This window comes from Streptomyces sp. NPDC057702, from assembly GCF_042799315.1.
In the GTDB taxonomy this organism is placed as follows: domain Bacteria; phylum Actinomycetota; class Actinomycetes; order Streptomycetales; family Streptomycetaceae; genus Streptomyces.
Genome location: NZ_JBHVJC010000074.1, coordinates 1 through 11031 on the forward strand (window position 1 = coordinate 1; position 11031 = coordinate 11031).

Sequence of the window (11031 nt, forward strand, 5' to 3'; positions counted from 1 at the left end):
GCCTAGAGCCGTGCCGCTGGCCGCCGCCGCGCCGCGTGCGCCCTGGCCGCGCCGCGTGTCCGGCCCGGCCGGGGTGGGGCGCAGGACGGCGGTCTGGTCGTCGCCGGGCCGGGTGGGGCGCTCGCGGCGGGAGGCGGGGGTGCCGCCCGCGGGGCCCGTGGCCTTCGGACGGGCCGGGGTGCCGCTGGTCGGGGTGCCGCCGCCGCTGGTCGCGGCGGTGCCGGTGGCCGGCGCGGTGCCGGTGGTCGCTGTGCCGGCCGCCGTGGCGGCGGCTCCACGGGTGGCGCGCGGGTTCGGGCGCCGGGCGTCGTCGGCCGGGGTGGCGTTGCCCTGCGGGCCGACGGTCGGCCTCCCGGCGGTCGGCGTACGCGGGGTGCCGGCCGCCGGCGTGCGCGGGGCGCTGTCGCGGCGCGGGCCGGGGAGTCGGCCGGTGTCCTCGCCCGACGCGGGGCGGGGGACGGCGCTCTCGCTGCTGGTCCGGGCCCCGGGCACGTCCTCGCCCGCGCGCGGGGCGGGCGACGGCGCGGGGCGCCTGCCACGCGGGTCGTCCGTGTCGCCGCGTGGGCTCGGTGGCCGCTCGGGCCGGCCCGGGGCGGCGCGCTCGGGCCCGCGGCGGGGCGAACGGTCGGCGCGCTCGGCGCCGGGGCCCGGGTCGGTGGCGCTGCCGGTCGCGCCCAGACCCCGGCCCAGGGTGGTGGGCCGGTTGCCGGGTGGGGTGGGCCCGGTGTCGCCGGCCGCGCGCGTGGAGCCGCGCGGGGAGGGGGCCGGGCGGGCCGGGGTCGTGGCGGGGGCGCCCTGTGGGGAGGCGCTGCCGGGCCGGGCCTGGGAGGGGCCGGGTCGCCGGCGGCCGGTGTCCTGGTCGGTGCGGGGGAGGTCGGTGCCCTGTGGGGGAGCGCCGGCACCTCCTGATCGGGGCCGATCGGCGATGCGGTCACCGGCGGAACGCGTGCCGCTACCGCTGCCCGGGGCGCCGGGGTCGTTGCGGGCGACGGTGTCGTCGCCGTCGCCTTCGGCGCTGTGCTGCTGAGGCTCGTCGGTCATGTGTGTAGGGACTCCTCGGCCGCCGCCCACGGTTCTGCCATTGGTTCTCCCACGGCATAAATCCTGTCATGTCGGGCGAATAGCGTCGTACGCCCCACTGGTCACTGTCGCATCATGCGTTCCGCGCGGCGGAGGCGGCGCGCACCTGTGACAGCTCTGTGATCGGCCAACTGGCCTGGGCAACTCACCCCACAGGGTGAATAATGCCTGGCTCGCCGCCCGGCTGTCGCTCTAGGCTCGTGGACTTTGGTGCCGAGTGCCGGGGGAGGGATGAAGGGTGCGGCTGTACCTGGCCGTCGCCGCGAGCGGTTTCCGACGCTACGCGACCTACTGGGCGGCCACCGCCGCAGGGGTGTTCACCAACACCGTCTTCGGGTTCATCGTCGCGTACACGTATCTCGCGCTGTGGGACCAACGGCCGCACCTGGGGGGCTACGACGAGGCGCAGGCCATGACCTTCGTCTGGCTCGGACAGGCGCTGTTGGCCGCGTCGGCCCTGATAGGGGGCGGTTTCCACGAGGAGTTGCAGGAGCGCATCCGGTCGGGGGACGTGGCCGTCGACCTCTACCGGCCGGTGGACCTCCAGGCGTGGTGGCTGGCCAACGACGTGGGCCGGGCCGCCTTCCACCTGCTGGGCCGTGGTCTGGTGCCGATGTTCGTCGGGGCGCTCGTCTTCGATCTGGCGCTGCCCGCCTCGCCGCTGACGTGGCTGTACTTCCTGGTCGCGGTGGCGCTGGGGATCCTGGTCAGTTTCGCCGTGCGCTACCTGCTGGCGCTGACCGCGTTCTGGCTGCTCGACGGTTCCGGCGTCAACACGATCGGTGTTGTTCTCTCACTGTTCTTCTCCGGGATGGTCCTGCCGCTCAACGTCTTCCCCGGCGCGCTCGGCGACCTGGCCACCGCGCTGCCCTGGGCGGCGATCCTGCAGATCCCGGCGGACGTCCTGCTCGGCGAGCACCAGGGCACCGGCCTGCTGACGGCCTTCGCCTTCCAGCTCGGTTGGGCCGTGGCGCTGTTGGCCGCCGGACGCGCGCTCCAGGCCGCCGCGACGCGGAAGGTGGTCGTCCAGGGTGGCTGAACCACAGGCACGGCAGCGGCCCGTGGCCGGTCAGCGGCCGTGGGTCGACCGGGAGCCGCGCGGCCACCGGGAGTGGCGCGGCTACCAGGGGGTGCGGGCGTACGTCCTGATCGTGGGGATGTGGGTGCGCTCGACGATGGCGTACCGCACCTCGTTCGTCATCATGACGTTGGGCAACCTCGCCGTGACCGTGCTCGACTTCGCGATCATCGGGCTGATGTTCACGCACGTGGACGCCCTCGGCGGGTTCGGTCTGGCCGAGGTGACCTTCCTCTACGGCACCAGCAGTACCGCCTTCGGCCTGACCGACCTGCTGTTCGGCAGCACGGAACGCATCGGGCGGCGGGTGCGCGACGGCACGATGGACACCCTGCTCGTACGCCCGGTGCCGGTGCTCGCGCAGGTGGCGGCGGACCGGTTCGCGCTGCGCCGGATCGGGCGCGTCCTGCAGGGCGCCGCGCTGCTCGGCTGGTCGCTCGCGCACCTGGACGTGGACTGGACCTGGGGCCGGGTGCTGCTGCTGCCGCTGATGCTGCTGAGTGGCGCGGCCATCTTCGCGGCCCTGTTCGTGGCGGGGGCGGCCTTCCAGTTCTGGGCCAGCGACGCGGCCGAGGTGCAGAGTTCGTTCACGTACGGCGGGACGACGCTGCTCCAGTACCCGCCGACGATCTTCACCACGGACCTGGTGCGGGCGGTCACCTTCGTCATCCCGCTCGCGTTCGTCAACTGGCTGCCCGCGCTGTACGTCCTGGACCGGCCGCAGCCGATCGGGCTGCCGGGCTGGGTGGGGTTCACGGCGCCGCTGGTGGCGGTGGGCTGCTGCGCGTTGGCGGGGCTGGCGTGGGGCGCGGGGCTGCGGTCCTACCGCAGTACGGGGAGTTGAGCGCGGCGCGGCGTGCCGGGGCGAGTGCGGGGCGACCAGGTGACCAGGAGAGGGGCATGAGGCGATGACGGCGGACGACGCCGCGTTCATCGACGTCGAAGCGGTGGAGAAGGTCTTCACCGTGCGACGCCGGGCGGGTTGGGTGCGCCGGGAGCGGCGCGAGGTGCGGGCCGTGGACGGGATCAGCTTCCGGGTGCCGCGCGGCGAGATGGTGGGCTACATCGGGCCCAACGGCGCGGGCAAGTCCACCACCATCAAGATGCTCACCGGCATCCTGGTGCCCAGCGGGGGGCGGTTGCGGGTCGCGGGCATCGACCCGTCCCGGGACCGTACCCGGTTGGCCCGTCGGATGGGTGTGGTCTTCGGGCAGCGCACCACCCTGTGGTGGGACCTGCCCCTACGGGACTCGTACGCCCTGGTACGACGGATGTACCGGATTCCGGAAGCCCGCTTCCGCGAGAACCTGGAGCGGTGTGTGGAACTCCTGGATCTCGGCGCGCTTCTGGAGGTGCCGGTCCGTCAGCTCTCGCTAGGCCAGCGGATGCGCGGGGACATCGCGGCGGCACTGCTGCACGATCCGGACGTGCTCTACCTGGACGAGCCCACCATCGGCCTCGACGTGATCAGCAAGGCCAAGGTGCGGGAGTTCCTGCGCGAGGTGAACGCGGAGCGGGGCACGACCGTGCTGCTGACCACGCACGACCTGACCGACATCGAACAGCTCTGTCGTCGGGTGATGGTGATCGACCACGGGCGGGTCATGTACGACGGCGGGCTGGAGGGGTTGCACGCCGTCGGCGAGAGCGAGCGCACCCTGGTGGTGGACCTGGAGCGGGAGCTTCCGCCCATCGCGGGGGTGCCGGGGGCGCGGACGGTGCGGGTCGAGGGCCCCCGGCAGTGGCTGGCGTTCCCGGCCACGGCCAGCGCGGCGCCCATCGTGGCCGCGGTCGCCGCCGCGTACCCGCTGGTGGACCTGTCGGTGCGGGAGCCCGACATCGAGGCCGTGATCGCCACGATGTACGCCGGGCGTGCCGACTAGCCGCCGGATCACCGCGTCGGGGTCGCGCCTCGCACGCGCGTGCCCGCGTAGGCTGTTCGTATGAGTGCTGAACTCCCTCCGATGCGGGCCTCCGACACCGAGCGTGAACGCGTCGCCGAGGCGCTGCGCGAGGCGGTCGCCGTGGGGCGGCTGACGATGGAGGAGTTCGACGAGCGGTTGGAGGCCGCGTACACCGCGCGGACGCATGCCGACCTGGAACCGCTGGTCCGCGACCTGCCGGTGCCGGCGTCCATGGCGCCGCCGGCATCGGCACCGGCGCCGGGGCGCGAGCCGGCCGGTACGGACGCGGCCTGGTCGGAGCGGATCGGCGGCCGGGCGACCTCGCGTTGGGGTCTGGCCCTCATGGGTGGCTTCCAGCGGGCCGGTCGCTGGGTCATGCCGCGCGCGTTCACCTCCGTGGTGGTGATGGGCGGCGGCGAGATCGACCTGCGGGACGCGCGGTTCGAGGAGCGTGACGTGGTCGTGCGCTGCTTCGCGCTGATGGGCGGGATCTCGGTGATCGTGCCACCGGACGTCGAGGTCAACGTCAACGGCATGGGCATCATGGGCGGCTTCGACCAGGCGGCGACCGGCGACGGCGTCGCGGACGCGCCACGGGTGACCGTCACCGGCCTCGCGATCTGGGGTGCCGTGGACGTCGAGCGCAAGCGGCGCAAGGCCGACATCCAGCGCGAGAAGGAGGACCGCCGCCGCGAGAAGGCCGAGCTCAAGCGGTTGCGGAAGGAGCGCGACGCGCACCGCGACCTCGACCACGCGGAGCGGGAGCGCGCACTGGCCGACGAGCGCGCGCTGGCCGACCGGCGGGCGGCGGGGGAACTCGACGCCGGGCGGACCGACGACGCGGCGCGGTGGCTCGACGCGACCAGCCCCGCGTTCGGCGACGGACGGCCCGAGCCCCAGCCGGAACCCCGCTCGGCGACGGAGCCGCCCACGCGCCGCGCGGACGGGCGGCGGGAGCCGGGTCCGGACGCGGGCTAGCCACGGGGGGCGGGCGGGCCACGCCGGGCGCTGGGCGGTCGTGCCGGTCGGGCCGGGCGGGCCGGACCAGGGCTGGGTCGGGTGGACCCGGAGGCGGGGCGGGCCCGAGGCAGGGCCGTCGCGGCGCCGCGCGGGTGGGCCCCTCGGGGCGGGGGACTCCGTCGCCGAAGCGGGCCGGTCGGTGCGTCGACGTACGGGATCCCGTCGACGCACGGGGTGCACGGGGCGAAGTCGGGCCGCCGGCCGGGGTTCGGCCGGGCGGCCTCCTCAGAGTGCCGCCGCCGCGACGCCTCGCAGGTGTCGTAGGTCCAGCGTCCGGGCCATCGCCCGGTAGCCCTCGTCGCTGGGGTGCAGGTGGTCGCCCGAGTCGTAACGCGGGAGCAGCCGCAGCGGGTTGGCCGGGTCGCGCAGGGCCGCGTCGAAGTCCACGACCTCGTCGAAGACCTCGCCGGAGCGGATGCGCTCGTTGACCGCCTGCCGCACCCCGTCGAGCTGCGGGGTGAAACCACGGTGGCCGTAGAAGGGCATCAGCGTGGCGCCGACGACGCGCAGGCCCCGGGTGTGCGCCTGCTCGACCATCTGCCGCAGACCGCCGACGATGCGGTCCGGGTCGGTCTCGTGCGGGTTGCGCAGGATGTCGTTGACACCCAACTCGATGACCACCACCCGCACACCGGTCTGGGCCAGTACGTCCCGGTCGAAGCGGGAGAGACCGCTCGGGTTGTGCGGCGGGCTGTGGAAACCGTCGGTGAGCACGCGGTTGCCGCTGATGCCCTGGTTGAGGACGCCCAGCCGGGGCGCGCCGCGCTCGGTGCGCAGCCGCTCGGCCAGGAAGTCGGGCCAGCGGCGGTTGGCGCCCATGGTGGAGGTGATGCCGTCGGTGATCGAGTCGCCGAGGACGACGACGGAGCCGCGCGCCTTGTTCGTCCACACGTCCACGCCGGTCAGGTAGCGCCAGTACGGGCTCTGCTCGGTGTACGCGAGCCCCGCGAGGTCCTCGGTGTGGTCGCCGCGCGCCGCGTACGAGATCTGCCGGGCGTGCGGGTGGTAGGTGACGGCGCCTGACGGGCTCGGCGAGTACGTCGTGACCAGCAGGTCGCTGGCGCTGGGGACGCTGAGCCGGGCCGGGTCGCTGACGACGTGCCGCCCGGCCGGGATGGTCACCGAGTGCTGGTTGCCGAAGCTGAGTCGCCGCATGGTGCCGGCGGCGGCCGTGGGGTCGCTGGGCGCGACGGCCAGCGCGACGGAGGCGTGGCTGATGGTCAGGGGCCGGGCGCCGTAGAGGTTGGAGAGCTGGATGCGCACCCGCTCGCCGCCCACGCTGGCGCGCACCACGTTGCGTATCGACACGCGGGGGAAGCCGTTGGGGCGCTGGGGCTCGGCGGCGGTGGGCGAGGTGGCCCAGGTGCCGGCCCAGGTCCCGGCCGAGGCCGGCGCGGCCTCGTTCCCGTGGCCGGTGGCCGGCTCCGTGTCGCCACCGCTCCCGCCGACGCCGACGAATATCGCGGTGGAGACGAGGATCACCACGGCCGCCAGCGCAGCGAGCACGGCGTAGGCCGTACGCCTGGGCGGGGGGCTCACGGTCATGTGCGCAAATCTCCTGGTGCGGGCGGAATCGGCGACTCCGCGGATCGACGGATGCGGGGCGACCAGCCAGCGCCGTCGCGAGCCCGATCGGCCCCCCATGATCCCACGATGAGGCACCAGGCCGCCCGTCGGGCCGCGCGCACCACGACCCGCTGGCGTGCGCCCTCCCCGCGCCCGGCGCGGCGGCCACGGGCCGGACGCGCGGGGTGCGCCGGGCGGTCGCGGCGGGTCGGGGCGCCCGGCGCCGCGCGCCGAATGCGACCCTGAGCCCGCCCCTGAGGCTCGCCCCCGGGGCGACTCCGGGCCCGCTCAGGGTCGGGAGCGGGTACCGACGGGCACCGCTCGTTCGTTGTCGAGAGCAGGACGGGAGATGCGCGACGGGACGGGGGAGGAGAGCGGAGCGGGCGAGACGCGGGACGGACAATGGCCGGGGGACACGGCTCGATCTTGGTGGAGTGGATGGAACGGACGTACGGGGACACCGACGGCAGCGCGGGCGCGGACACCGGCGGCGGAGCAAAGCCCCCGGGTGGCCCCAGGCGGGCCACTCCCGGTGGCGGCTTCACCGGGCCGCTCGCGTTCAGCGCCGCCGACCAGGAGAAGCAGCGCGCCGTGCGCCGTATGAAGGCGCTGGCCACGGGGCTGCTGCTGGCGGTGGCGCTGGTGTACGGGCTGGCCAAGTGGGCGCAGTCGGCCGGGCTCGGCGGCTGGAGCGGGTACGTGGCCGCGGCGGCCGAGGCGGGCATGGTGGGCGCGCTCGCGGACTGGTTCGCGGTCACGGCGCTCTTCCGCCACCCGCTGGGTCTGCCGATCCCGCACACGGCGATCATCCCGACCAAGAAGGACCAGCTCGGACACAGCCTGGGCGAGTTCGTCGGGGAGAACTTCCTCGCCGGCGACGTCGTACGCGAGCGGCTGCGGGCCGTCGGCATCGGCAGCCGCCTCGGGGCCTGGCTGGCCGAGCCGGCGCACGTGGACCGGGTCACCGACGAGCTGGCCACCGCCGTGCGCGGCGCGCTGACCGTGCTGCGCGACGCGGACGTGCAGGCGGTGGTGGGCGAGGCGATAACGCGCCGGGCCGACGCGCAGGAGATCGCGCCGGGCCTGGGCACCATGCTGGAGAAGATCGTCACCGACGGCGGGCACCGCAGGGTCGTGGACCTGGTCTGTGTGCGGGCGCACGACTGGTTGGTGGAGCACAGCGACTCCGTGATGGAAGCGGTGACCGGCGGGGCCCCGGGCTGGACGCCGCGCTTCGTGGACCGCAAGGTCGGCGATCGGGTCTACCGGGAGCTGCTGCGCTTCGTGACCGAGATGCGCGACATGCCCGACCATCCCGCGCGCGGTGCGGTGGACCGGTTCCTGGCCGACTTCGCGAGCGACCTGCAGTCCGACACGGACACCCGGGCCCGGGTGGAGCGGCTCAAGAGCGAGGTGCTGGGGCGCAGCGAGGTGCAGGACCTGATCGCCTCCGCGTGGGGCTCGGTCCGCGCGATGATCGTCGCAGCGGCCGAGGACGAGCGCAGCGAGCTGCGACTGCGCGCCCGCGCGGCGATCCTCTCCCTGGGCACCCGCCTGGCCAGCGACGCCCGTCTCCAGCGCAAGGTGGACGGCTGGCTTGAGGACGCGGCGGTGTACGTCGTCACGACTTACCGGGGCGAGATCACCTCACTGATCAGCGAGACCGTCGCGGGCTGGGACGCGGAGCACACCTCCCGCAAGATCGAGGCCCACATCGGTCGCGACCTCCAGTTCATCCGCATCAACGGCACGGTGGTGGGGGCCCTGGCGGGCCTGCTGATCTACACGGTGACGCACACGCTGACCGGCTGAGCCGTGACGCCTGCTGGGCGGGGCGCGGGGCTGCCTGCCGGTGGGGTGCGAGGCCGCCTGGCGGCGGAGCATGGGGCCACCGGTCGGTGGGGGCCTCCGGCGGGGGCCGGGGGCGCCGGCTCCCGGTGGGGTGCAGCCGCCCCGCGCCGAGGGCCGTGGGCCTCACGCCGGCGGCCCCGGGCCTGGGGAGGCGACGTGGGGCATCACGGCCGGTCGTGACGACCGGTCGTCACGTCACCGCCCACGGTCGTTCGGCGCGAGGCGACCCCGTGCCAGCAGCCGGGCCGGTCCCGAGGGTGGGGAAGAGCTGCTGGCGCCGGGGGCCCGGACGCGTCCGGTTCCGGGTCTCGCGCGGGTCAGCGCAGGATGGTGGCGCGCAGGGTCTCGTAGGACGTGCCGATGTCCCAGTAGCGCACGGTGCCCCGGGCGTTGTCGTAGACGCCTGTGCCGCCGGTGATGGCCATCTCGACCGAGTTGGCTCCCTTGTCCGCGAGCGACTGCATGGTCAGTGAGCCTCGGTCGAGTTCCAGGGTGACCAGGCACTGCATCGTGACCTTTTCGCCGTCGACGTGGACGGCCTGACATGTGCCGCCCCCGCGTCCGACGTTCTTGCCCTTTTCGACGAGGGTGCCGGAATAGGAGTTCATATCGCCCAGACTGGGGCCCGTGGGGGCGAGGTCGTTGTCGGCGTACTGCTCGTTGTTGAAATGGAGGTCGACGATTTCGGCCTGCTTCTTTTCCGGGGTGTGCGCGTCCGCGGTGCCCAGGGTGCAGAATCCGATAGCGGCGGCGGCTATCGACAGGGCGACGCTCCGCTTGAGCACGGACCGCTTGCCGCCACCTCCGAGAACATTCCGCCGCGCCCTCGGGTGTGCGGCAGCGGATTCCGAATGGCTGGTGCCCATGTGAATTCTCCTCGCTTGGTCTCCCGATGGGAACGTTCATGACGTTATGGCTTTCCCGGCCGTCGCGTCCAAGGCCAGATGCGTTATGACGTCATATGCGGGTGGGTATAACGGCGTGCGAAACGGGGGGAGGGATTCCTCTTTTCCTTACGGGGGCAAACGGAGCCACGCCGCACGCCGACCCGGTCGACCGGCCCGCGCCGGGCTGTCGTCGGTCGCGCGGAAAGCGGGTCGGTCGGCGCGTTGTCGGACCCGTAGGCCCCCAGGGGGCGCCGCGTCGGGCGTGGGCGGCGGCCTGGTGGGCGAGGCGCGGGTGGTGGGGGCAGGCGGTCACGGGCCTGCCGGTGCGACCCGTACGCTCGCGGGCCTGCCGGCGCGACCCCGTACGGCGACGCGTGGCCGCACGCCTCGGGGCCTTCCTCGACCACCGGGAGGACCGACACGAGCGCTGACCCGGCCGCCGACATGGGCGCCGCCTCGGGCGGCGGCGCGCACACCCGCGTGAAGGCCGACACGAACGATGGCGTGAACGTCGATGCGGGCACCGGCCCTGACGCCGGCACCGGCCCTGGCACGGACGCCGGCGCGCGTGCGGGGGCCGCGCGGGTCCTGGTGTCCCTCGCGCGCCTCTGGGATGAGCTTCTGACGGTCTGACGAACCGACGGTCGCCGCAGGGCCGCTGCCGGCGCGGTCCTGACCGGGTGGGGTGTGAGGCCGCCGTCGGGCGCACGATCCAGCTCTGCCCGCGCCCGCGCCCGCGCACGGCCACGGTCACGGTGCCGCGGTCGCGGCGCGATCCGCGCGCCTTCCTCGTGGTGGCCGCCCCGGTCGGTGACGCGAGCGCGGCCTGTCGGTCGCGGGCCGCGTCACGGGGCAGTCCGACGGCGCGCACGACCCGTGCGCTCGGCTGGCCGCGCGCTGCCAGGACATCGGCGACCCGGCCCACGCCGCCGCCCTGGCGGGCCTCCCGGCCGGGAACCACGCAGGCGTCGGCACCCACTCCGAGCGTGTCAGCCGCCTCGCCCATACCCCGCCCACGACGGCCTGGGTCCGCCCCCCCGGGCGCATCGCTGGGCTCGGTCGATGGGCTCGACCGCCTCTGGGTCGGGTTGTTTGGCCTCGGCCGTCTGGGGCCGAGCGCTCGAACCGGCCGTCCCGGGCTCGACCCCTGAGCCCGCCGTCTCCGGGCCCATCCGTCGGCCTCGACCACTTGGGCCGTACGCCCTGGGGCTCGTTCGCTCCAGGGCTCGGTGGACGGGCTTGACCGCCTGGGCCCGCCCCCGGGCACGTTGCCGGGCTCGACCGATGGGCTCGACCGCCTCTGGGTCTGGTCGTTTGGCCTCGGCCGCCTGGGTCCGAGCGCTTGAACCGGCCCGTCCCGGGCTCGACCCCTGAGCCCGCCCGCCTCGGGCCCATCCGTCTGGCCTCGACCACTTGGGCCGTACGCCCTGGGGCTCGTTCGCTCCAAGGCTCGGCCGATGGGCTCGACTGTCTGAGCCCTTCCGCCCCGGGGCTCGTCCGTTCCAGGGCTCGGTGGACGGGCTTGACCGCCTGGGCCCGCCCCCGGGCGCGTTGCCGGGCTCGACCGATGGGCTCGACCGCCTCTGGGTCTGGTCGTTTGGCCTCGGCCGCCTGGGTCCGAGCGCTTGAACCGGCCCGTCCCGGG

Annotated in this window: 7 protein-coding genes and 1 pseudogene; 5 read left to right on the plus strand and 3 right to left on the minus strand. The window is 74.6% G+C overall.

The genetic code is table 11. From position 1 onward, the window contains the following. Positions 1–1041, minus strand: a pseudogene (locus tag ACFVFR_RS31630) (hypothetical protein); the annotation flags it as partial. A 277-nt stretch (positions 1042–1318) separates the two neighbouring features. Between ACFVFR_RS31630 and ACFVFR_RS31635 the strand changes: the two are divergent. The 4 genes from ACFVFR_RS31635 (at position 1319) to ACFVFR_RS31650 (ending at position 5040) form a co-directional block, all read left to right on the plus strand. Further along, the gene (locus ACFVFR_RS31635; protein ID WP_383708045.1) at positions 1319–2119 is read left to right on the plus strand and encodes an ABC transporter permease; all 801 of its coding nucleotides are present in this window, start codon (positions 1319–1321) and stop codon (positions 2117–2119) included. 118 nt (positions 2120–2237) lie between these two features. Next, positions 2238–3002: an ABC transporter permease gene (locus tag ACFVFR_RS31640; RefSeq protein ID WP_383708057.1), complete on the plus strand. Its 765-nt coding sequence runs from the start codon at positions 2238–2240 to the stop codon at positions 3000–3002. Between the two features lie 64 nt (positions 3003–3066). Further along, positions 3067–4041 carry an ATP-binding cassette domain-containing protein gene (locus ACFVFR_RS31645; protein ID WP_383708047.1) on the plus strand — a complete coding sequence of 325 codons (975 nt, stop codon included), beginning with the start codon at positions 3067–3069 and terminating at the stop codon, positions 4039–4041. Positions 4042–4101: 60 nt separating this feature from the next. Then, complete coding sequence (locus ACFVFR_RS31650; RefSeq protein WP_383708049.1) at positions 4102–5040, plus strand: DUF1707 domain-containing protein; 939 nt, start codon at positions 4102–4104, stop codon at positions 5038–5040. A 267-nt stretch (positions 5041–5307) separates the two neighbouring features. Here the strand turns inward: ACFVFR_RS31650 and ACFVFR_RS31655 are convergent, their stop codons facing one another. Next, entirely contained in the window at positions 5308–6627 is a 1320-nt protein-coding gene (locus ACFVFR_RS31655; protein ID WP_383708051.1) for an SGNH/GDSL hydrolase family protein, read from the minus strand. A gap of 459 nt (positions 6628–7086) precedes the next feature. Here ACFVFR_RS31655 and ACFVFR_RS31660 point away from each other — a divergent pair, with 459 nt between their 5' ends. Then, the gene (locus ACFVFR_RS31660) at positions 7087–8460 is read left to right on the plus strand and encodes a DUF445 domain-containing protein (protein WP_383708053.1); all 1374 of its coding nucleotides are present in this window, start codon (positions 7087–7089) and stop codon (positions 8458–8460) included. Positions 8461–8816: 356 nt separating this feature from the next. On the opposite strand, the gene ACFVFR_RS31665 is transcribed toward ACFVFR_RS31660, so the two are convergent. Further along, positions 8817–9284 carry a hypothetical protein gene (locus ACFVFR_RS31665; RefSeq protein ID WP_383708055.1) on the minus strand — a complete coding sequence of 156 codons (468 nt, stop codon included), beginning with the start codon at positions 9282–9284 and terminating at the stop codon, positions 8817–8819. Positions 9285–11031: the final 1747 nt, after the last annotated feature.

What these genes read in the sequence shown, in the direction of transcription:
- ACFVFR_RS31650 (WP_383708049.1), top strand. Translation starts at nt 4,102, where the DNA reads ATGAGTGCTGAACTCCCTCCGATGCGGGCCTCCGACACCGAGCGTGAA.
- ACFVFR_RS31660 (WP_383708053.1), top strand. Translation starts at nt 7,087, where the DNA reads ATGGAACGGACGTACGGGGACACCGACGGCAGCGCGGGCGCGGACACC.
- ACFVFR_RS31655 (WP_383708051.1), bottom strand. Translation starts at nt 6,627, where the DNA reads ATGACCGTGAGCCCCCCGCCCAGGCGTACGGCCTACGCCGTGCTCGCT.
- ACFVFR_RS31640 (WP_383708057.1), top strand. Translation starts at nt 2,238, where the DNA reads ATGTGGGTGCGCTCGACGATGGCGTACCGCACCTCGTTCGTCATCATG.
- ACFVFR_RS31645 (WP_383708047.1), top strand. Translation starts at nt 3,067, where the DNA reads ATGACGGCGGACGACGCCGCGTTCATCGACGTCGAAGCGGTGGAGAAG.